Annotated in this window: 22 protein-coding genes; 6 read left to right on the forward strand and 16 right to left on the reverse strand. The window is 71.3% G+C overall.

What is annotated here, in order from left to right; all coding sequences use genetic code 11:
• Positions 1-77: 77 nt before the first annotated feature.
• The gene (locus tag ACFVVO_RS06180) at positions 78-1,139 is read left to right on the forward strand and encodes an ROK family protein (protein ID WP_390052132.1); all 1,062 of its coding nucleotides are present in this window, start codon (positions 78-80) and stop codon (positions 1,137-1,139) included.
• Between the two features lie 363 nt (positions 1,140-1,502).
• Here ACFVVO_RS06180 and ACFVVO_RS06185 read toward each other — a convergent pair whose 3' ends face one another.
• Both ACFVVO_RS06185 and ACFVVO_RS06190 read right to left on the reverse strand, forming a co-directional pair.
• Entirely contained in the window at positions 1,503-2,831 is a 1,329-nt protein-coding gene (locus tag ACFVVO_RS06185; protein WP_390052134.1) for a class I SAM-dependent RNA methyltransferase, read from the reverse strand.
• Positions 2,832-2,928: 97 nt separating this feature from the next.
• Positions 2,929-4,977 carry an APC family permease gene (locus ACFVVO_RS06190; RefSeq protein WP_390052136.1) on the reverse strand — a complete coding sequence of 683 codons (2,049 nt, stop codon included), beginning with the start codon at positions 4,975-4,977 and terminating at the stop codon, positions 2,929-2,931.
• A gap of 161 nt (positions 4,978-5,138) precedes the next feature.
• Between ACFVVO_RS06190 and ACFVVO_RS06195 the strand changes: the two genes are divergently transcribed.
• From ACFVVO_RS06195 to ACFVVO_RS06205, 3 genes are all read left to right on the forward strand, one after another.
• Positions 5,139-5,261: a hypothetical protein gene (locus ACFVVO_RS06195; RefSeq protein WP_390052138.1), complete on the forward strand. Its 123-nt coding sequence runs from the start codon at positions 5,139-5,141 to the stop codon at positions 5,259-5,261.
• 127 nt (positions 5,262-5,388) lie between these two features.
• Positions 5,389-6,060, forward strand: a complete 672-nt coding sequence (locus ACFVVO_RS06200; RefSeq protein ID WP_351666555.1) for a TrkA family potassium uptake protein — start codon at positions 5,389-5,391, stop codon at positions 6,058-6,060.
• A complete protein-coding gene (locus ACFVVO_RS06205) occupies positions 6,060-6,728 on the forward strand; it encodes a potassium channel family protein (protein ID WP_390052140.1) in 669 nt (222 codons plus the stop codon). Before ACFVVO_RS06200 ends, ACFVVO_RS06205 begins: the two co-directional genes overlap by 1 nt.
• Before the next feature lie 80 nt (positions 6,729-6,808).
• On the opposite strand, the gene ACFVVO_RS06210 is transcribed toward ACFVVO_RS06205, so the two are convergent.
• From ACFVVO_RS06210 to ACFVVO_RS06250, 9 genes are all read right to left on the reverse strand, one after another.
• Positions 6,809-7,576 carry a DUF3159 domain-containing protein gene (locus tag ACFVVO_RS06210; RefSeq protein ID WP_390052141.1) on the reverse strand — a complete coding sequence of 256 codons (768 nt, stop codon included), beginning with the start codon at positions 7,574-7,576 and terminating at the stop codon, positions 6,809-6,811.
• A 3-nt stretch (positions 7,577-7,579) separates the two neighbouring features.
• Positions 7,580-7,978: an OB-fold nucleic acid binding domain-containing protein gene (locus tag ACFVVO_RS06215; protein WP_390052143.1), complete on the reverse strand. Its 399-nt coding sequence runs from the start codon at positions 7,976-7,978 to the stop codon at positions 7,580-7,582.
• Between the two features lie 205 nt (positions 7,979-8,183).
• Positions 8,184-8,873, reverse strand: a complete 690-nt coding sequence (locus ACFVVO_RS06220; protein ID WP_390052145.1) for a response regulator — start codon at positions 8,871-8,873, stop codon at positions 8,184-8,186.
• The gene (locus ACFVVO_RS06225; RefSeq protein ID WP_390052147.1) at positions 8,870-11,416 is read right to left on the reverse strand and encodes an ATP-binding protein; all 2,547 of its coding nucleotides are present in this window, start codon (positions 11,414-11,416) and stop codon (positions 8,870-8,872) included. The genes ACFVVO_RS06220 and ACFVVO_RS06225 overlap by 4 nt, the downstream gene beginning before the upstream one ends.
• Positions 11,417-11,545: 129 nt before the next feature.
• Entirely contained in the window at positions 11,546-12,238 is a 693-nt protein-coding gene (locus ACFVVO_RS06230) for an ABC transporter ATP-binding protein (RefSeq protein ID WP_390052149.1), read from the reverse strand.
• Between the two features lie 78 nt (positions 12,239-12,316).
• Entirely contained in the window at positions 12,317-13,486 is a 1,170-nt protein-coding gene (locus tag ACFVVO_RS06235; protein ID WP_390052151.1) for an alginate lyase family protein, read from the reverse strand.
• A gap of 149 nt (positions 13,487-13,635) precedes the next feature.
• Entirely contained in the window at positions 13,636-14,397 is a 762-nt protein-coding gene (locus tag ACFVVO_RS06240; RefSeq protein ID WP_390052153.1) for a DUF3710 domain-containing protein, read from the reverse strand.
• A gap of 1 nt (position 14,398) precedes the next feature.
• Complete coding sequence (gene dut / locus ACFVVO_RS06245) at positions 14,399-14,950, reverse strand: dUTP diphosphatase (RefSeq protein ID WP_390052155.1); 552 nt, start codon at positions 14,948-14,950, stop codon at positions 14,399-14,401.
• Entirely contained in the window at positions 14,947-15,531 is a 585-nt protein-coding gene (locus tag ACFVVO_RS06250; protein ID WP_390052157.1) for a PaaI family thioesterase, read from the reverse strand. Before ACFVVO_RS06250 ends, dut begins: the two co-directional genes overlap by 4 nt.
• A 57-nt stretch (positions 15,532-15,588) precedes the next feature.
• Here ACFVVO_RS06250 and ACFVVO_RS06255 point away from each other — a divergent pair, with 57 nt between their 5' ends.
• Positions 15,589-16,053: a DUF3093 domain-containing protein gene (locus tag ACFVVO_RS06255; RefSeq protein ID WP_390052159.1), complete on the forward strand. Its 465-nt coding sequence runs from the start codon at positions 15,589-15,591 to the stop codon at positions 16,051-16,053.
• A 5-nt stretch (positions 16,054-16,058) separates the two neighbouring features.
• Here ACFVVO_RS06255 and ACFVVO_RS06260 read toward each other — a convergent pair whose 3' ends face one another.
• The 4 genes from ACFVVO_RS06260 to ACFVVO_RS06275 all read right to left on the reverse strand — a co-directional run bounded on the left by ACFVVO_RS06260 (position 16,059) and on the right by ACFVVO_RS06275 (position 19,590).
• Complete coding sequence (locus tag ACFVVO_RS06260) at positions 16,059-16,982, reverse strand: hypothetical protein (RefSeq protein ID WP_390052161.1); 924 nt, start codon at positions 16,980-16,982, stop codon at positions 16,059-16,061.
• Positions 16,983-16,995: 13 nt separating this feature from the next.
• Complete coding sequence (locus ACFVVO_RS06265; RefSeq protein ID WP_005481602.1) at positions 16,996-17,292, reverse strand: DUF4193 domain-containing protein; 297 nt, start codon at positions 17,290-17,292, stop codon at positions 16,996-16,998.
• A 393-nt stretch (positions 17,293-17,685) separates the two neighbouring features.
• Positions 17,686-18,930, reverse strand: a complete 1,245-nt coding sequence (locus ACFVVO_RS06270; protein ID WP_390052163.1) for a sensor histidine kinase — start codon at positions 18,928-18,930, stop codon at positions 17,686-17,688.
• A gap of 6 nt (positions 18,931-18,936) precedes the next feature.
• A complete protein-coding gene (locus tag ACFVVO_RS06275) occupies positions 18,937-19,590 on the reverse strand; it encodes a response regulator transcription factor (RefSeq protein ID WP_390052165.1) in 654 nt (217 codons plus the stop codon).
• Positions 19,591-20,013: 423 nt separating this feature from the next.
• Between ACFVVO_RS06275 and ACFVVO_RS06280 the strand changes: the two genes are divergently transcribed.
• A complete protein-coding gene (locus tag ACFVVO_RS06280; protein ID WP_199212319.1) occupies positions 20,014-20,190 on the forward strand; it encodes a hypothetical protein in 177 nt (58 codons plus the stop codon).
• Positions 20,191-20,285: 95 nt separating this feature from the next.
• Here the strand turns inward: ACFVVO_RS06280 and ACFVVO_RS06285 are convergent, their stop codons facing one another.
• Positions 20,286-21,101: an inositol monophosphatase family protein gene (locus ACFVVO_RS06285; protein WP_390052167.1), complete on the reverse strand. Its 816-nt coding sequence runs from the start codon at positions 21,099-21,101 to the stop codon at positions 20,286-20,288.
• Between the last annotated feature and the right edge of the window lie 2 nt (positions 21,102-21,103).

Raw genomic sequence — 21,103 nt, forward strand, 5'->3', positions numbered from 1 at the left:
TCCCAGCAGCCGCACCTACGCCCGGCCGCGGACAACACGCAGACCAGGTACTGCGGTTGCTGCGTGAGTCGGGGCCCATGACGCGAGGTGAGCTCGGCGCACGGTGCGGGCTGTCGCGTACGACGCTGTACGAGGTCGCCGGCAGGCTCGTGGACAGCGGACTGGTGATCGCCACGGTCCCGGACACCGGACGACGGCGGCCGGGACGCCCGGCGGAGAAGCTCGCTCTCAATCCGGCGGTCGGCCGCCTGCTGGGCATCGACTTCGGCCGACGCCACGTGCGGCTGGCCGCGATCACCGCGGCAGGCGACGAGATCAGCACGGTCGGCGGGACACACTCTCCCGCCGCTCCGTGGTCCGAGCGCATCGCCGTCGCACGACGGCTGGCCGCGGGACTGACCGGTACCGTCCCTCGCCTCGGCCCCCTCGGCGATGTGGGCGTCGCGGTGGCAGACCCTGCCACCGTCTCCCTCGCCGCCGACGGTGATCGGGCGTTGGCCGACATGCTCGGCCGCAGCCTCGGCGCCCGAGTACGGCTCGGCAACGGTCCACGGCTGGCGGCGCTGGCCGAGACGGTGTGGGGCGCGGCCAAGGGCCTGACGGACGTCCTGTACCTGGAGTTGTCGGACCGGGTCGGCGGGGGCCTGGTGACCGGCGGTGCGCTGCACCGCGGCGCTCACGGCCGGTCGGGCGGGTTCGGGCACATCCTCGCCGAGGCCGCGGGTGCGCCCTGTTCCTGCGGTGGCCGGGGCTGTCTGCAGACGGTGGCGTCGACCACGGCGGTGCTCGACGCTTACCGGGCCGCGGCGGATCTGCCACAGCTGGCGGCCGCGCTGAGTGCGGGAGAGGAAGCGGCGCACGCGGTGGTACGGCGGGCCGCGATCCACACGGGCAGAGTTCTGGCCGGCCTGGCCAAGGCGCTCGGGCCGAGCATGGTCGTGGTGGGCGGCGAGCTCGTCACGCTCGGACCGCCCCTGATGAAACCGCTGGAGAACGAGGTGCGGGCGAACGCCCTGACCTACCGTTCACCACCGGAGATGCCCGTCCGTCGGGCCGAGTTGGGCGACTTCGCCGCAGCGGTCGGCGCCGCCTCGCTGCTGCAATCGCCCAGTGACGCGGCTTCAATCCCGTCCGCTTGAGCCTGAACAGCTGAAGCCGTTCTCCAGGCAGGCACTTTGTGTCCTCTGCCAGAGGGCATCGGTCTGTCGGGGATCGCCGTCAGCGGCTCCGCGCCGCGCTGTTGTCGGGCACAAGCCCTGCTGAGGCCCCTGCCCGTCCTGACCAGCCTGGAGGTCACCATGCAGGATCGGCATCTTGGGAAGCCGGTTCAAAAGGTCAATCGCTCGCACACGGCCACGTGCCCGCGCCGACCAACGCCGGGCTGTCGCCAACTCCAGGTGCTGCGCCACCACCCTCACATCGGCGACGGATTCAGCCACACCGTGCACCCGCTCGGCACTCAAAAAGAGGTCGAGCGGGCTCTCCATCCACGAGCACGCAGGTCAGAGGCCCTTCGCCGCAGGCTCCAAAATCGCCACGCACTCCACATGCGAGGTCATCGGAAACAGGTCGAACGCCCGCAGCGTCCGCACCCGGTAGCCACCGTCCCGGAAGTACCCCAGGTCGCGGGCCAGGGCGGCCGGGTCGCAGGCCACATAGGCGATGCGGCGGGCGCCGAGGGAGGTGAGGTGGTCGACGGTTCGGCGGCCGGCGCCGGCGCGGGGCGGGTCGAGGACGATGAGGTCGACCTCCGTGATGCCCGTGCGCGGGAGGACCGACTCGACCTTGCCCTGTTCGACACGGACCCGCGGGAAGTCGGCCAGGTTGTGCCGCGCGTCCTCCACCGCCCGCTTGCCGGACTCGATGCCGAGGACCGCGCCCTTCTCGCCGAGGCGGTCGGCCAGGGCGCCGGCGAACAGGCCCACGCCGCAGTAGAGGTCGAGGGCCATCTCGCCCTTGCGCGGCAGCAGGCCCTGCATGACGGCCTTGACGAGGGTGTCGGCGGCCTTCGGGTGGACCTGCCAGAAGCCGCCGCTGCCGACGCGGTAGGTGTGGTCGTCGGCGCGCTCGCGCACGAACGCGCGGCCGTGGACACGGTGGATGCCGCCGTCCTTCTCGTCCACGCGCATCACGGAGACGGGCCTGTCGAGCTCGACCAGGGGCAGCCGGGCGCCGGGCCGCGGCTCCAGGATCACCATGCGGTCCTGGGAACCGGTCGCGGCGATCGCCTCGACGGAGGCCATGCCCGCCCAGTCCCGGTCCTCGATGCCGAGCTCGCTGACACCGGGCGCGGCGATCATGCAGTGGTCGATCGGCTCGACCTCGTGGGAGCGGTGGCGGCGCAGTCCGGCGTTGCCGTCGGCGTCCACCGCGTACTGGACCCGCGTCCGCCACTGCGGCACCTGACCGGCGGGCAGCTTGTCGCCCTCGGCCGGCACCACCGTGCCGTCCCAGCCGGCCTCCTCCGGGGTGAGGCCCGCGAGCCGCTGGAGCTGCTCGGCGATCACCTCGCCCTTGAGGCGGCGCTGGGCGCCCGGCTTGGCGTGCTGCCAGTCGCAGCCGCCGCAGCGGCCGGGGCCGGCGAAGGGGCAGGGGGCCTCGATGCGGTCCTTGGACGCGTCGAGGATCTCGACGGCGTCCGCGCGCAGGAAGCGGGCGCCCTCCTCGCCCTCGGTCACCCGGGCCACCACCCGCTCGCCCGGCAGCGTGTGCCGGACGAACAGCACCTGGCCCTCGGCGGTGCGGGCGATGCAGTGGCCGCCGTGGGCGACGGGGCCGATCTCGACTTCGTACTCCTCGCCCACCAGAGACTTCGTCGGTTCTGTCTGCATGGTGGGGTGACTCCAGATCGGGAAGGGGAGAGGCCGCAGCCGGTGGGCCTGACAACAGCCCACCAGTCTACGGCCTCTCCTGGATTGCCTGGACGCCTCACTCCTTGGCGGCCGGCTCCTTCGGGCGTTCCACCGCCGGGCCACGCCGGACCGCGCCGGGCGCGTTCCAGTCCTGCCGCCTGCGGGCCCGCAGCTTGGCCGCCTCGGAGGACGCCAGCTGATAGGGCACGGAGGTGACCATCACGCCGGGGGTGAAGAGCAGGCGGCCCTTCAAACGCAGGGCGCTCTGGTTGTGCAGCAGGTGCTCGTACCAGTGGCCGACCACGTACTCGGGGATGATCACGGAGACCGCGTCGCGCGGGGACTCCTTGCGCAGGCTCTTGACGTACTCGATGATCGGCCGCGTGATCTCGCGGTAGGGCGAGTCGAGGACCTTCAGCGGTACGTCGATCCCGCGCCGCTCCCACTCCTCGCGCAGCGCCTTGGTCTCCGCCGGGTCGACGTTGACGGTCAGCGCCTCCAGGGTGTCCGAGCGCATCAGCTTGGCGTAGGCCATGGCGCGCAGGGTGGGGCGGTGGATCTTGGAGATCAGGACGACCGAGTGCACCCGGGAGGGGCGGACGCTGTCGTCGCTCGGGCCCTCGGGCGCGGCGATCTCGTCGGCCACGCGGTCGTAGTGCTTACGGATCGCGGTCATCGTCGCGTAGAAGATGCACATGCCCAGCAGGGCGACCCAGGCGCCGTGCGTGAACTTGGTGACGAGGACGACGACCAGCACCAGGCCGGTGAAGAAGGCGCCGAAGGCGTTGATCGCGCGGGAGCGGATCATGTGGCTGCGGGCCGCCGGGTCCTTCTCGACCGCCAGGTGGCGGTTCCAGTGCCGGACCATGCCGGTCTGGCTGAGCGTGAAGGACACGAACACGCCGACGATGTAGAGCTGGATGAGGCGGGTGGAGTCGGCGCCGTAGATGATCACGAGCAGCGCGGCGGCGCCCGAGAGCAGCACGATGCCGTTGGAGAAGGCGAGGCGGTCACCGCGGGTGTGCAGCTGGCGCGGCAGGTAGCGGTCCTGGGCGAGGATCGAACCGAGCAGCGGGAAGCCGTTGTACGCCGTGTTCGCCGCCAGGAACAGCACCAGGGCGGTGGCGGCCGCCAGCAGGACGAACAGGAAGCTGCCCTTGCCGAACACCGCCTCGGCGACCTGGGAGATCACCGGGTTCTGGACGTAGCCGGAGCCGACCGGGCTGCCGTTGTGGATCAGGTCGGTGGCCGGGTGCTCGGCCATGCGGACGTCGGTCGACATGGCGAGGGCGATGATGCCGCAGAACATGGTGACGGCCAGCAGGCCCATCATCGCCAGCGTGGTCGCCGCGTTCTTCGACTTGGGTTTGCGGAAGGCCGGGACGCCGTTGGAGATGGCCTCCACACCGGTCAGCGCGGCACAGCCGGAGGAGAAGGCGCGCAGCAGCAGGAAGACGAGGGCGAAGCCCGCGAGACCCTGGTGCTCGGCCTTGATGTGGTAGTCGGCCGTCGGAGCCCGCATGGCGTCGCCGAGGACCAGTCCGCGGAAGGCGCCCCACGCGATCATGATGAAGACGCCGCCGACGAACACGTAGGTCGGGATCGCGAAGAGCTTGCCCGACTCCTTCACGCCGCGCAGGTTCATCAGCGTCAGCAGGACGATCACGGCGGTCGCGCAGGACACCTTGTGCTCCACCACGAAGGGGACCGCGGAGCCTAGGTTCTCGATTCCGGAGGCGATGGAGACGGCGACGGTCAGCACGTAGTCGACGAGCAGCGCGCTGGCCACGGTGAGGCCCGCCTTGGGCCCCAGGTTGGTGGTGGCGACCTCGTAGTCGCCGCCGCCGCTCGGGTACGCGTGCACGTTCTGCCGGTAGGAGGCGACCACGGTGAACATCAGCACGACGACCGCGAGGGCGATCCAGGGGCTGAAGTGGTACGCCGACACACCCGCGATGGACAGGACCAGCAGGACCTCCCCCGGCGCGTAGGCGACGGAGGACAGCGGGTCGGAGGCGAAGACGGGGAGGGCGATGCGCTTCGGCAGGAGCGTTTCGCCCAGCCGGTCACTGCGCAGTGCGCGCCCGATCAGGATCCGTTTGGGCACGTCGGTCAGTTTGGACACGACAGAGGATCGTAGGCCTTCGAACAGGCACCCGCCCACCCGGCATCCCGGTTCTGCCTCACGAGTGAAATCGCGGGCGCGCTGAACTGCGGATTCCGTGGTCCGTACGCCCTGCGTGCCTAGATGGCAGATCCCGGTCGGCACCGCACCTCGGAGGTCCCATGCCCGCGACCGCAGAGCTGATCGGGGCCACCGTCGCCCTGGTCGGCCTCGGAATCCTGACCCTGTGCAGCGTGCGCAGCATCACGCGCCGCAGGGGCGCCACCGTGGATCCCCGGCGGTGACCGGCACCGGTGATCCCGGAAACCTCCGCACCGGGGGTGCCCACCCCGAACCGCCCGTGTGTAGCTTTGGGCGTCGGTCTGAGACCCTGATGCTGAGCAGTAACTTTGGGACACCGGAAGGACGGTCGTGCACATCGTCATCATGGGCTGCGGCAGAGTGGGTTCCGCTCTTGCCCAGACCCTGGAGCAACAGGGGCACACGGTCGCCGTGATCGACCAGGACCCCACCGCCTTCCGCCGGCTGGGCCCGGGCTTCGGGGGCCGCCGGGTCACCGGCGTCGGCTTCGACCAGGACACCCTGCGCGAGGCGGGCATCGAGGAGGCCGGCGCCTTCGCCGCGGTCTCCAGCGGTGACAACTCCAACATCATCTCCGCGCGCGTGGCCCGCGAGATGTTCGGTGTGGAGAACGTGGCGGCCCGTATCTACGACCCCCGCCGTGCCGAGGTCTACCAGCGCCTGGGCATCCCCACCGTGGCCACGGTCCGCTGGACCGCCGACCAGATGCTGCGCCGGTTGCTGCCCTCGGGCGCCGAGCCGCTGTGGCGCGACCCCACCGGCGGTGTCCAGCTCGCCGAGGTGCACGCCTCCGCCAAGTGGGTCGGCCACAAGATCAGCAGGCTGCAGGAGGAGACGGGCGTCCGGGTGGCGTTCCTGACCCGGCTGGGCGAGGCGATCCTGCCCACGTCGCAGACGGTGCTGCAGGAGGGCGACCTGGTGCACGTGATGATGCGCACGGACGACGTCGAGAAGGTCGAGGCGGCGTTCGCCGGGGGCCCGGAAGAGGAGAGCGGTCACTGATGAGGGTCGCCATTGCCGGAGCCGGCGCCGTCGGCCGCTCGATCGCGGGCGAGCTGCTCGAGAACGGGCACGAGGTCCTGCTCATCGACAAGGCCCCGACCGCCATCTCGGTGGAGCGGGTGCCCCAGGCGGAGTGGCTGCTGGCCGACGCCTGTGAGATCACCTCCTTGGACGAGGCGGCGCTGCAGCGCTGCAACGTGGTGATCGCCGCGACCGGTGACGACAAGGTCAACCTGGTCGTCTCGCTGCTCGCCAAGACGGAGTACGGCGTTCCGCGCGTCGTCGCCCGGGTGAACAACCCGAAGAACGAGTGGCTGTTCACCGAGGCCTGGGGCGTGGACGTGGCCGTCTCCACCCCGCGCCTGATGTCCGCCCTGGTCGAGGAGGCGGTGAGCGTCGGCGACCTGGTCCGGCTGCTCCGCTTCAGCCACGGCGACGCCAACCTGGTGGAGCTGACCCTGCCCGAGGAGTCGGCCCTGGCCGGCACCCAGGTCGGCGACGTGGAGTGGCCGCAGGACACCTCCCTGGTCACGATCATCCGCGGCACCCGGGTGCTGACGCCGTCCCGGGAGGACTCCCTGGAGCCGGGCGACGAACTCCTCTTCGTGGCCGCGCAGGCCCGCGAGGAGCAGCTCGAGGAACTGCTGTCGGTCCGGCGCGAGGACTGACCGCGCGGAAGGCAGAGGAAAGGGCGCCCTTGAACTCAAGGGCGCCCTTTCTCTTCGTACGAAGGCTGTGCAGCGGCTCGCTACGCCTCCCGGCGGTGCCGTCCGCCGGCGGGCTCGCCGTCCTCCGCGGCCAGGGCGGACCGGCGCTCCTTCTCGGCCTGCTCCTCGGCCTCCATCTCGGCGAACACGTCGATCGGCGCGGGCGCCTTCGCCAGGAACATCCAGGTCAGGTAGACCGCCAGCAGGAACGGCGGGATCTTCAGGGCGACAAGCACCCAGCCGAGCTGCGCGGTGTCGGCCCACCAGTACAGCGGGAAGAGGATCGCGCACTTGGCGAGCAGGATCAGACCCCAGGCCCAACTGGCCTTGGCATAAGCCTTCTTGCGGCCGGGGTTGCGGGTCCGCCAGGAGAGGTTCTCCTTGAAGACCGGGCCGAGGATGAGGCCGATCAACGGCACACCGGCGAGGGTCGTGATGAGGTAGGCCAGCGCCAGGCCCAGCGTGTAGAGCATGCCGGGGAGGTAGAAGTCCTTGGCGTTGCCCGTGAACATCGCGAAGACCACGCCGAACGCCACGCCGAAGACGCCGCTGAAGGCGTGCTTGACGGTGTCCTTGCGGACCAGCCGGACCACGACCAGCACCAGGGACAGGGCCAGCGCGGCGATCGCGGCGAAGTGCAGGTTCTTGTTGATCGTGAAAATCGCGACGAAGAGGAGACCGGGCAGCACCGTCTCGACCATGCCGCGGACACCGCCGAACGCCTCGAACAGGGCGGCCTCGGTGACCGCGCGTGCGTCGTCCGACTGGGTCTGATCGGTGTCTTGGGTCGGCTTGTCGAGGGACGTCACCGGCTACTCCCGTCCAAGGGGTCGCAGTTCGTACTTCGGATTGAACAGCACCCGGCGGCCCCGGCTCATCGAGATCCGGCCCGATGCGATCAGTTTGCGTCCGGGTTCTATCCCCACGATGGAGCGCCTGCCGAGCCACACCACGTCCAGGGGGGCGGAGCCGTCGAACAGCTCGGCCTCCAGGGCCGGGACTCCCGCGCGTGGCCGCAGGGTGACCGTGCGCAAGGTACCAGTTACGGTGACGATCTGCCGGTCGCGGCAGTCACCGATCCGGGTGCAGCCCGCCGTCTCGGCGTCCTCCCGCAGCTCCTCCGACTCCAGGTCCTCCTGCGAGGAGGAGAGCCGGTCGAGCATGCGCCGGAACCGGCCGGCCGGCTTCTGGGAACGAGGAACAGCACTCATACAGGAAGCGTACCGGGGTGCGCCGACACCGCCGTAGCGCAGCTCACTTCCCGAACCGGTATCCCATTCCGGGCTCCGCGATACCGCATCTCCCCGGGGGCCGATCCCCGGAACCCCCGGCCGGTCACTTCTCGAACCGGTATCCCATTCCGGGCTCCGTGATACCGCATCTCCCCGGGGGCCGACCCCCGGAACCCCCGGCCGGTCACTTCTCGAACCGGTATCCCATTCCAGGCTCCGTGATGAAGTGCTCCGGGTGCGCCGGGTCCGTCTCCAGTTTGCGCCGAAGCTGCGCCATGTACACCCGGAGGTAGTTGGACTCGGTGCCGTACGACGGCCCCCACACCTCCTGCAGCAGCTGCTTCTGGCTGACCAGGCGGCCGGTGTTGCGGACCAGGACCTCCAGCAGGTGCCACTCGGTCGGGGTGAGCCGCACGTCCTTGCCGGACCGGTTGACCTTCTTCGCCGTCAGGTCGACGGTGAAGCCCGCGGTCTCCACGGTCGTCACATCGTCCTCGCCGGGCCCGACCGGCTCGGCCCGGCGCACCGCGGCGCGCAGCCGGGCCAGCAGCTCGTCCATGCCGAAGGGCTTGGTGACGTAGTCGTCGGCGCCCGCGTCCAGCGCCTGGACCTTCTCGTCGGAGGAGTGGCGGGCGGACAGCACCAGGATCGGCACCCGGGTCCAGCCGCGCAGCCCCCGGATCACCTCGACGCCGTCCATGTCGGGCAGGCCCAGGTCCAGCACGACCACGTCGGGGTGGCGGGAGGCGGCGAGCTCCAGGGCGGTCCTGCCGTCGGGGGCCGCGTCGACCTCGTACTGGCGTGCCTTGAGGTTGATCACGAGGGCGCGCACGATCTGCGGCTCGTCTTCGACCACGAGCACCCGGGTCGTCATAGGGCCTGCCTTTCCGGTTCTGCGGTGTCCTCCAGGGGGTGGAGGGATTCGGGAGCCGCGCGGAGGCTCAGCACCATGGTGAGCCCGCCGCCCGGTGTGTCCTCGGCGTTCAGGGTGCCCCCCATCGCCTCGGCGAAGCCGCGGGCGACGGCGAGGCCGAGACCGACCCCGGCACCGCGCGGGGCGTCCCCGTACCGCTGGAAGGGCTCGAATATGCGGTCCTTCGCGTCGTCCGGCACCCCGGGCCCGCGGTCCACCACCCGAACCTCGACCCGGTCCGCGATGGCGCTGGCGGACACCAGGACGCGCCGTCCGAGGGGGCTGTACTTGACGGCGTTCTCGACCAGGTTGGCCACCGAGCGCTCCAGCAGCCCGGGGTCGACGGCGACCATGGGCAGGGTCTCGGGGACGTCCAGCTCCACGCTGTCCTCGGGCACGCCGCCCAGGGCCATCGGGACCACCTCGTCCACGTCGATCTCGCGGATGAGCGGAGCCACGGTGCCGGTCTGCAGCCTGGACATGTCCAGCAGGTTGCCCACGAGGTGGTCGAGCCGGTCGGCGCCCTCCTCGATGCCCTGGAGCAGTTCCGCCCGGTCCTCCTCGGACCAGTCGACGTCCTCGGAGCGCAGGGAGGAGACCGCGGCCTTGATCCCGGCCAGCGGGGTGCGCAGGTCATGGCTGACGGCGGCGAGCAGGGCGGTGCGGATGCGGTTGCCCTCGGCGAGCGCCCGGGCCCGGTCGGCCTCCTCCTGGAGCCGGCTGCGGTCCAGCACGACGGCGGCCTGGGCGGCGAAGGCGGCGAGCACCCGGCGGTCCTCGGCGGGCAGCACCCGGCCGGTGAGCGCGAGGGCCATGTGGTCGCCGACCGGCATGTCGACGTCGGCGTCCTCGGGCCGCTCGAGTTGCGGCCCGGGTCCGGCGCGGCCCGCGCAGGTCCACGGCTCGACGTCGCCGGCCCGTTCCAGCAGGGCCGCCGACTCCATGGCGAAGGTCTCCCGGACCCGTTCGAGCAGTTCCTCGAGGCCGGTCTCGCCGCGCAGCACGTTGCCCGCGAGGAAGGAGAGGATCTCGGACTCGGCGCGCAGCCGGGCGGCCTGGTGGGTGCGCCGGGCGGCGAGGTCGACCACGGAGGCGACCGACATGCCGACCCCGAAGAAGATCGCGATGGCGACGATGTTCTTGGGGTCGGCGATGGTCAGCCGGTGCAGGGGCGGGGTGTAGAAGTAGTTCAGCAGCAGGGAGCCGAGGGCCGCCGAGGCGAGGGCGGGCAGCAGGCCGCCGAGCAGGGCCGCCGCGACCGTGACGGCCAGGAACAGCAGCATGTCGTTGGCGAGGCCGAGGTCGACGGTGCTGAGCAGCACCGCGAGGACGGTGGGGCCGCCCAGGCCCACCAGCCAGCCCCAGAGGATCCGGGCCCGGCCGAGCCGGGCGCCCCGGGCGACGGGCAGTCCGCGGCCCTTGGCGACCTCCTCGTGGGTGACGATGTGCACGTCGAGGTCGGAGCCCGACTCGCGGGCGACGGTGGCGCCGACGCCGGGCCCGAAGACGTACTGCCAGGCCTTGCGGCGCGAGGAGCCGAGCACGATCTGGGTGGCGTTGACGCCGCGCGCGAAGTCCAGCAGGGCCGTGGGTATGTCGTCGCCGACGACGTGGTGGAAGGTGCCGCCGAGGTCCTCCACCAGGGTGCGCTGGACGGCCAGCTCCTTCGGGGAGGCCGCGGTCAGGCCGTCGCTGCGGGCGATGTAGACGGCCATCACCTCGCCGCCGGCGCCCTTCTCGGCGAGCCGTGCCGCCCGCCGGATGAGGGTGCGCCCCTCCGGGCCGCCGGTCAGCCCGACCACGATGCGCTCCCGGGAACCCCAGATCCGGGAGACGCGGTGCTCGCTGCGGTACTCGTTCAGGTGCTCGTCGACCCGGTCGGCCACCCACAGCAGGGCCAGCTCGCGCAGGGCGGTCAGGTTGCCGGGCCGGAAGTAGTTGGACAGGGCCGCGTCGACCTTGTCCGGCTGGTAGATGTTGCCGTGCGCCATACGGCGGCGCAGGGCCTGCGGGGACATGTCGACCAGCTCGATCTGGTCGGCCCGGCGCACGATCTCGTCCGGGACCGTCTCGCGCTGCCGCACCCCCGTGATCGACTCGACTACGTCGCCCAGGGACTCCAGGTGCTGGATGTTGACGGTCGTGACGACGTCGACGCCGGCGGCGAGCAGTTCCTCGACGTCCTGCCAGCGCTTGGCGTTGCGGGAGCCGGGGACGTTGGTGTGGGCGAGTTCGTCCACGAGGGCGACGGCGGGGGCGCGGCGCAGCACCACGTCGACGTCCATCTCCTCGAAGGTGGTGCCCCGGTGCTCCAGCCGCGCGCGCGGCACCTGCTCCAGGCCGTGCAGCATCACCTCGGTGCGCGGCCGGTCGTGGTGCTCCACGAAGGCCACCACGCAGTCGGTGCCCCGCTCGATGCGGCGGTGCGCCTCGGACAGCATGGCGTAGGTCTTGCCCACGCCCGGTGCCGCGCCGAGGTGGATCCGAAGCTTGCCGCGTGCCATGGCCCCATTGTCTTCCGCCGACTGCCGCCTACGCAGCGTCGACCCTACGTCCCGCGATGCGGACAAACCGGACAAGGGGCCGGTCAAAGGGGGTCTTTGACGCAACCCTGACGGGCCGGCCGGCGAGGGTCAGTGCTCGGTGATCTCCCCGTCGCGCAGCTCCAGCACCCGGTCGGCGAGGTCCAGCAGGTTCGCGTCGTGCGTGGCGACCAGGGCGGTGGCCCTCTCACTGCGGACGACGGCCCGCAGCAGCTCCATGACGGCGTGCCCGGTCTCGGCGTCGAGCTGGCCGGTCGGCTCGTCAGCGATCAGCAGGGCGGGGCGGTTGGCGAGGGCGCGGGCGATGGCGACCCGCTGCTGCTGGCCGCCGGACAGCTCACCGGGCCGCTGGGCCGCGTGGTCGGCGAGCCCGACGAGGGAGAGCAGCAACTCGACGCGCTCCTCGCGCTCGCGCGGCTCGGCCCGGCGCAGCCGCAGCGGTACGCCGACGTTCTCGGCGGCGGTCAGGATCGGGATGAGCCCGAAGGACTGGAACACGAAGCCGATCCGGTCCCGCCGCAGCTCCAGCAGCCCGTTCTCTCCGAGCCCGGCCAGGTCCTGCCCGTCGACCTCGACCCGGCCCCGGTCGGGGGTGTCGAGTCCGCCGACGATGTTCAGCAGGGTGGTCTTCCCGGAGCCCGAGCGCCCCTTGAGGGCGACGAGTTCGCCGCGCGGGACCTCCAGGGAGACCCCGCGCAGGGCGTGCACTGCGGCGGCCCCGCGCCCGTAGGACTTGTGCACGTCCTCGACGCGCACCATGGTCTCGGTGATCACCCGGCTCATGCAGCCTCCCCGTCGCTCCCCCGTGCCCACGCGGGCCGGGCGCCAGTATCACCGCGGGACGCCCGGCCGTTCAACGGTTCAGTTCGGGTTGTCGCCGTGGGTGAGGGTCTCCCAGGCGACGAAGAGGTTGTCGCCGCCGGCCGGGCGGTTGGCCAGGGTCAGGGTCTGGGTGTTGGTCATGGCGATGCCGCGCCGGTTGTGCAGGGCGTTGTAGCCGACCTCCGTGACGGGGCCGAGACCGAGCTTGAGGGAGCCGCCGCACAGCCAGTCGGGGACGGTCGCGCCGAGCTGGTACTTGGACTGGAAGCCGAGCGCCTGCCGCAGCCGCTCGCCGACGTCGGTGCCGTAGAGGTCCTGGCCCTGGATCCGGCTGGTCTCGGCGATGTGCGAGATCGCGGAGATGCCGTATCCGGTGTGGGTGAGGTCCCGGCAGGTCTCCTGGGTGAGTCCGGTGACGAAGGTGGACTGGCCCTGCCAGTAGGAGACGATCTTGTCGCGGGTGTTCAGGTTCTGGCTGGGCACGGTCTTCGGCAGGTCGCCGTCGGCGGCGAGGTAGACGTAGGCGGCCGCGCGGGTGCGGAACCTGGCCATCGCGGTGTCGTACGACGCCCTGTCCTCGAGGAAGACGGAGATGCCGACGGCGGCCTCCATCATCGACAGCTCCCAGTTGCCGTTGGAGTTGGAGCCCTTGATCACCACCGGCAGGTACACGTCGCGGAGCATGGTGGAGAAGCGGTTCTGATCGGTCCAGCCGCCGGTGTACGTGTACTTGATGATCTCGGCGGCCTTGGGCCAGGAGGAGCCCGCCCAGCCGGTCTGCAGGGGCGCGTTGCTGTTGGTGTGGCTGGTGATGGTGGCCGACCAGGCGTCCATGATCTGGATGGCCTTCTGGGCGTAGCGCGCGTCCCGGGTGATGTACCAGGCGAGGGCGTCGGTGTAGGCGGCGATCGCGTCCTCGCGCTCGTCGGTGCAGCCGTTGTCGGGGTTGGAGTAGGAGCCGCACTCGACGGTGGAGCGCGGCTTGGGTGTGCGGTTCAGGTCGGCGTACTTGCTCGCCGTCATCCGGTCGAACGCGCCCTTCCAGGGCTGGGCGCCGGCCTGCACCTTGGCGCGGGCGAAGTCCAGCTGGCTCTGGGAGACGGTGACCCCCGGGTGGGCGAAGGAGGCGGCGGCGGAGTGCGCTGCGGGTGCCGCGAGGGCACCTGTCAGCAGGGAGGCCACGACGGCGAGCAGTGGGGTACGACGCACGGTGACTCCGTTCTTGTATGTGAACGCGGAGCGCCTTTATGAACAGGCGTTGGCTCGGAGACCGTAGGTACAGACCATTGGCCCGTCAAGGGGTCACGCATGCGAAAGGGCCGCACCCCCGGGGGGTGCGGCCCTCTTTCGTCCCGTTGTTACCGGACCTCGGTGATCTCGGGTCCGCGCTGAAGCTGGCCCATGCCGCCGGAGAAGCGCGAGCCCTCCTCCTGCTGAACGCCCTCGGGAACCATCTGGGCGTCGTTCGGCAGCTTCAGGACGATCGGGTCGCGGGGCGCCATCGGGCCCTCGCCGCGGACCACGACCGTGTCCCGGAAGATCTGCTCCAGCAGACCGGCCGCCTGCGGCTGCACCGCGCCCTGGCCGGAGATCACACCGCGCAGGAACCAGCGCGGGCCGTCCACGCCGATGAACCGGACGACCTGGAAGCCGCCGGTGCCGTCCGGCAGCTGGACCGGTACCTGGGCGCGCAGCTCCCAGCCCAGCGGACCCTCGACCTCGTCGACGATGCCGCCCTGCTGGGTGATGCCGCCCGCGATCTCCTCGCGGACCTCGCCCCAGATGCCCTCGCGCTTGGGTGCGGCGAAGGCCTGGAGCTGGACGGCGCTGTCGCGCAGCACCACGGTCGCCGCGACGATCGCGTCACCCGCGACCTCCACCCGCAGCTCCATGCCGTCCACGCCCGGCACGAAGAGACCGCCCAGGTCGACGCGCCCCTCAGCCGGGTCGCGCACCTCGCCGCTGTCCCACGGCCCGTCGGGCCGGGGCTCGGGCTCCAGCCGGACGCGCTCGCGCTCGGCCTCTTCCTCGTCCGCCTCGGTGTCGACGCTGTCGACGACCTGCTCGGCCTCGCCGGCCGCGTCCTCGGCGGCACCCTTCTTCTTGCGACGTCCGAACACGTCACTGTCCTTCCCGGTCGGATACGACCGAAGCGTATCGATTCCCACCCGCCAGGCCACGCACGGCGGCCTGACCGCTTGTGCCGCTCTCGTCGCCCACCGCGGCATGGCCACCGGTGGACCCGAAGCCCCCCTCGGCCCGCGCCGAGCCGGGAAGTTCCGCCACCTCCTGGAAGCGGACCCTCTCGACCTGCTGGACGACCAGTTGGGCAATCCGGTCGAAGCGCTCGAACCGCACCGACTCGTGCGGGTCGAGATTCACCACGATCACCTTGATCTCCCCACGGTACCCGGCATCAACCGTCCCCGGGGCATTCACGAGGGCGACACCGCAGCGGGCGGCGAGGCCGGAACGTGGGTGCACGAAGGCCGCGTACCCCTCGGGGAGGGCGATCGACACACCCGTGGGCAGCACGGCCCGCTCACCGGGCCTCAACTCGCGGGCCTCGGTGGTGCGCAGATCGGCCCCGGCGTCGCCCGGGTGCTCGTACGCGGGAAGCGGTACGTCGGGGTCGAGGCGGCGCAACCGCACGTCCAGCGGGGGGCGGCTCACGGGTTCACCTCGAAGGCGCGGGCCCGCCGGACCTGGTCCGGATCGTCCATGGCGGCCCGGATCTCCTCCGTGCGGCCGTGGTCGATGAAGTGGTCCACCTTGACCTCGATGAACAGGGCGTCGGCGCGGACCGCGACGGGTCCCTCGGGGCCGCCGATGCGGCCGGTGGCGGTGCAGTAGATCTTCCGCCCGGCGACGGCGGTGACCTGGGCCTGGAGATGCAGCGTGGTGCCCACCGGAACCGGCCGCACGAAGTCGGTCTCCAGCCGGCCGGTGACCGCGATGGTCCGCAGCAGCCAGTTCAGCGAGCCGAGCGTCTCGTCGAGGGCGGTGGCCAGCACGCCGCCGTGCGCGAGCCCCGGAGCGCCCTGATGGGCGGGCTGCACGGTGAACTCGGCGGTCAGCGAGACACCCTCACCGGCGCGCGCCTCCAGGTGCAGCCCGTGCGGTTGCCCGCCGCCACACCCGAAGCACTGTTCGTAATGGGTGCCGAGAAGCTCGCCGGGCGCGGGAGCGTCGGGGTGCCGTACCGGTTTCACCGCGTCGGCGGGAGGCTGAAGAGCTGCGGAACTACCACTCACAGGCGCAGACCTTACCCGCGCGTCGGCGTTGTTCCGACACCGTGCCAAGCTTGGCTCATGCAGCTCTCCGCCACCCCCTACGAAGAACGCCTCACCACCCCTCGTACGTGGTGGCTGATCAGCTTCCTCGTGGGCGTCTCGTTCGCCCTGATCCTGCTGCCGTTCGGGACCCTGCCGCTGCTCGGCGGCCTGGTCGGCGGTACGGCCGCCGCGGCCGTGGTGGCGAGCGCGTACGGCTCCCCGCGGATCCGGGTGGTGGGCGACTCACTGATCGCGGGCGAGGCCAAGATCCCGGTGTCGGCGCTCGGCGACTCGGAGATCCTCGACCCCGAGGAGGCCCGCGCCTGGCGCACGTACAAGGCCGACACCCGCGCCTTCCTGCTGCTGCGCGCGTACATCCCCACGGCCCTGCGCGTGGAGGTCACGGACCCGCAGGACCCGACGCCGTACCTGTACCTGTCGACGCGGGAGCCGGAACGCCTGGCGGCCGCGATCGAGGCGGCCCGGCGGACGGCGGCGTAGCGCCCTCAGTCCTCCGGCTCTCCGGGCAGCTCGCCGAGTCCGATCGGGTGCTCGGGCCTGTCCAGCGGAGGCAGCTCGGACAGCTCGTCCCACGGCACCTGGACCTTCCGCAGGTCCGCGCGGATCCGTGCGGCGAGCCTTCTGGTGTCCCGGCGGTTCATGACCGCGCCCACCGCCGCGCCCACCATGAACGGCATGAGGTTCGGCAGGTCCCGGACCATCCGCTTCATGATCTGCTGGCGCAGTTCGCGTTTCATCCGGCCGCCGAGGGCCGCGTCGATGGTGGCCGGCTGGGTCACCTTGATGCCGCGCTCCCCCGACCAGGAGGACAGATACGCGGTGCTGCGGGCCCGGAGGTTTCCCGGCGGCCGTACGCCGTAGACCTCGTGCAGTTCGGCGATGAGCTTCAGCTCGATCGCGGCGACCCCGGTGATCTCGGTCGCCAGCTCGGTGGGCATGGCCGGCGGCACCGGCAGCATCGCCGCCGCCCCGATGCCGGCCCCGACCGTCGAGGTACCGGCCGCCGCCCCCGCCACCAGCTTGTCGGCGAGTTCCTCGGGCCCGAGGCCGGGGAACTGGCGGCGCAGTGCCGCGAGGTCGCGTACGGGCACACGCGGGGCGATCTCGAGGATGCGGTCCGCGATGTACGCCAGCCCCGCGCGGGCTCGGCCACCGCCCCTGCGGGCCCCTTCCAGGGCCAGGCCCCTGGCCTTGTCACGGACCACCGCGGCCCGTCGCCTGGCGAGGGGCGCGGGCTGCGGCTCCGGCGCCGTCGGGTGGTCTTCCCGTCCGGACGCCGGTTCGAGCGAGGCTCCCGCCGTGGATGAGCCCCGCTCGTCGTCACGCGCACCGTGCGGGCCGCCGTGCGGCCCCTTGTCCGCCGCCCGCAAGGAGAAGCGGCGCTTCCGCGGAGGGGTCGAGCCAGTCACGGCCGACCCGTCCTCAGTCGCAGTCGCGGCAGATCGGCTGGCCGTTCTTCTCGCGGGCCAGCTGGCTACGGTGATGCACCAGGAAGCAGCTCATGCAGGTGAACTCGTCCTGCTGCTTGGGCAGCACCCGGACGGCCAGTTCCTCGTTCGAGAGGTCGGCGCCCGGCAGTTCGAGGCCCTCTGCGGCCTCGAACTCGTCGACGTCCACCGCGGAGGTGGACTTGTCGTTCCGGCGGGCCTTCAGCTCTTCAAGGCTGTCCGAGTCGACGTCGTCGTCGGTCTTGCGTGGTGTGTCGTAATCGGTTGCCATGTCGCTCTCCCCCTCTGGGTGTCTGCGGTGTCTTCAGCGCACGTAACGCGTGAGAGGCCGGACTTGTGCCCGACCTGAGGCGGAGATTTTGCCTCACATCAAGGTCTGTTACTCAATCGACACCCAAGCCGGCCGCTCGCGAGCGATCGGCTTGGATGGCGGTGAGGACCGTACACGGTTCGAATGCCGCGCCTCAAAGGCGCCTCACCGTGTACTTCCCGTGATCTAGAGCCCTGAAAACTGGGATTTTCCCGGCTTTCCACCCCACGCCATGATCACGCAGGGTACATGGCCGGGAATCCGGGCATGTGATCGATCACACAGGATCAACCGCCGACAGGGGCTTAAAAATTCCGCGTGAAGCGAACAACCCCCGCGTGTGTCGGATCCTGGTCACAGCGGCAGCGTGACCCGCATCACCAGACCGCCGCCCTCGCGCGGCGTCGCCACGATGAGGCCGCCGTGCGCGCGGGCCACGGACCGGACGATGGACAGGCCGAGGCCCACCCCCTTGTCACTGCCCGTGCGCTCCGTGCGCAGCCGTCTGAACGGCTCGAAGAGGTTGTCGATCTCGTACGCCGGCACGACCGGACCGGTGTTGGAGACGGTCAGCACCGCCTGCCCGTGCAGCACCTCCGTGGCCACCTCGACCCAGCCGCCCTCGGTCACGTTGTAGCGCACCGCGTTCTGGACGAGGTTCAGCGCGATCCGCTCCAGCAGCACGCCGTTGCCCTGCACCACCGCGGGCTTGCGCTCGCCGCGGACGGCGACGCCCTTGGCCTCGGCCTCGGCGTGCACCTGGTCGATGGCCTGGCCGGCCACCTCGGCCAGGTCGACCGGTTTGCGCTCGATGATCTGGTTGTCGCTGCGGGCGAGCAGCAGCAGGCCCTCCACCAGCTGCTCGCTGCGCTCGTTGGTGGCCAGCAGCGTCTTGCCGAGCTGCTGCAGCTCCACGGGCGCGTTCGGGTCGGACAGATGCACCTCCAGGAGCGTGCGGTTGATCGCGAGCGGGGTGCGCAGCTCGTGGGAGGCGTTGCCGACGAAGCGCTGCTGGGCGGTGAAGGCCCGCTCGAGGCGTTCCAGCATCTCGTCGAAGGTGTCCGCCAGCTCCTTCAGCTCGTCGTCCGGGCCGTCCAGCTCGATCCGCCGGGACAGGTCCGAGCCGGCCACCTGGCGCGCGGTGCGGGTGATCCGGCCGAGCGGGGACAGCACGCGGCCAGCCATCGCGTAGCCGAACGCGAAGGCGATCACGGCGAGGCCCAGCAGGGCCAGCAGCGAGCGGCTGAGCAGGTTGTCCAGGGCCGCATGGCGCTGGCTTTCGGCGCACCGGCTGATCGCGTCGTTGAAGTCGGCCAGCGGGACCTGGTTGGTGATCGCGGGGCAGTTGTCGCTGGAGACCTTCAGCTCCTGGAAGCTGACGATCTTGAACAGCGGTGCGTTGCCGGTGGTGATGGCCTGCGCGGCCAGCAGGTAGATGATCGACAGCAGCAGGATGCCGGCGATCAGGAACATGCCGCCGTACAGCAGGGTGAGGCGTATCCGGATGGTCGGGCGCAGCCACGGGAAGGGGGGCTGCGGCCTTCGGGGGTCCCAGGTGGGCTTCGGGGGCGCCTGGGGCGGCGCGGGCGTCGTGGCCACGGCGGATCAGATCCGGTAGCCGGAGCCGGGGACGGTGACGATCACCGGCGGCTCGCCGAGCTTGCGGCGCAGCGTCATGACGGTCACGCGCACGACGTTGGTGAACGGGTCGGTGTTCTCGTCCCAGGCCTTCTCCAGCAGCTGCTCGGCCGAGACCACCGCGCCCTCGCTGCGCATCAGCACCTCGAGGACCGCGAACTCCTTGGGCGCGAGCTGGACCTCCTTGCCGTCGCGGAAGACCTCGCGGCGGTTGGGGTCGAGCTTGATGCCGGCCCGTTCCAGAACCGGCGGCAGCGGCACGCTCGTACGGCGCCCGAGGGCCCGTACGCGCGCGATCAGCTCACTGAACGCGAACGGCTTGGGGAGATAGTCGTCGGCGCCGATCTCCAGGCCCTCGACGCGGTCGCTGACGTCGCCGGAGGCGGTCAGCATGAGCACGCGCGTGGGCATGCCCAGCTCCACGATCTTGCGGCAGACGTCGTCGCCGTGGATGAGCGGAAGGTCACGGTCGAGGACGACCACGTCGTAGTCGTTGACGCCGATGCGCTCCAGGGCGGCCGCACCGTCGTACACGACGTCGACGGCCATGGCCTCCCGGCGCAGTCCGGTGGCCACCGCATCGGCGAGCAGTTGCTCGTCCTCGACGACGAGTACGCGCACGTCGCTTGTCCTTCCTCTGTCCACCCGCGTAGCGCGCGGTGAGGCGCGCGCGGGCAGGGGTGTCCGTGGGATGTGGCCTCCATCCTGCCCTTTTCGGCCATAAGTCGGCTGTAAGACGGGTCCTGAACCGCAGGGACCGGGGTGGCGGGGCGGCAACGCGGGAGTTTCTCCGGCGGTAGAGGTTTCCCGGGGGGAGAGCGGGGGGAGGACGGCATGTACACCCCGCGATCACGCTCTGCATGTGCCGCAGCACCATGCGGTACATCGCGATCCGCTTCCGCATCCGCAGAGTGAGCGTGGGTGTCCGGCACCGACGCCGCCCGGCCGGGCTGCGCTGGGCACCCGCGGCAGACGTGATCGTTTCCCTCCGATCGGCACACCCCCGTGCCACCCGACCCACGACCCAGGACGAGGGGGCGCAGCATGGACGCATTCACCGCAGGACTTCTGCAGCGCATAAAGGCGACCGAGTCCGACCTGTCGCGGGCTCGTGACGAGGGCGACGACTTCCTTGTCGAGGTGGAGCAGGCTGAGCTCGACGACCTGCGCCGCCTCGCCGCCGAGCACGGTGTGGAGGTCGGCGCGTCACGCGTCTGTTAAGGCCCGCAGGGCACAAGCGGGACCCCCGGCGAATCCAGCGCCGGGGGTCTCGCTCGTCCAGCGCCCTGTGCGACGCCTTCCCGCCCGGATGCGAACTAGTCGTGCCAGGCGCCGAAGTCCTCCAGCAGCCTCTGGAGGGGCTCGAAGACGCCCGGGGTGCCCGCGACCGTGAGGTCGCCCGTGGGGCGCTCTCCGGGGCGTCCACCGGTCAGCGCGCCCGCCTCCCGGGCGATCAGGTCCCCCGCCGCCACGTCCCAGGCGTGCAGGCCGCGCTCGTAGTAGCCGTCCAGCCGGCCGCAGGCCACGTCGCACAGGTCGACCGCGGCCGAGCCGCCGCGCCGGATGTCCCGCAGCAGCGGGATGAGCCGGGCGGCGACCTCGGCCTGGTGGGTGCGGACCTCGGCGACGTAGTTGAAGCCGGTGGAGACCAGCGCCTGGTCCAGCGGGGGCGCGGGACGGCAGGACAGCGCCCGCTCGCCCTTCCACGCGCCCGTGGCCCGGGCCCCGCCGCCGCGCACCGCGTGGTACGTCTCGCCGCGCATCGGCGCCGCGACCACGCCGACTACGGTCTCGCCGTCCTGCTCGGCCGCGACGGACACGGCCCAGGTCGGCAGCCCGTAGAGGTAGTTGACCGTGCCGTCGAGCGGGTCGATCACCCAGCGGATGCCGCTGGTGCCCTCGACGGAGGCGCCTTCCTCGCCGAGGAAGCCGTCCTCGGGCCGCCGCCCGGAGATCAGGTCGGTGATCAGCTTCTCGGCGGCGATGTCCATCTCGGTCACGACGTCGATCGGGCTCGACTTGGTCCTGGCCACCGCCAGGTCGGCCGGCCGTCCGTCACGCAGCAGCTCACCGGCCCGGCGGGCGGCCTCCTGGGCCACCTCGAGCAGTTCCCGGTGGAGGGCGTCGGTCACGG

The organism is Streptomyces sp. NPDC058145, from assembly GCF_042884245.1.
Lineage (GTDB): Bacteria > Actinomycetota > Actinomycetes > Streptomycetales > Streptomycetaceae > Streptomyces.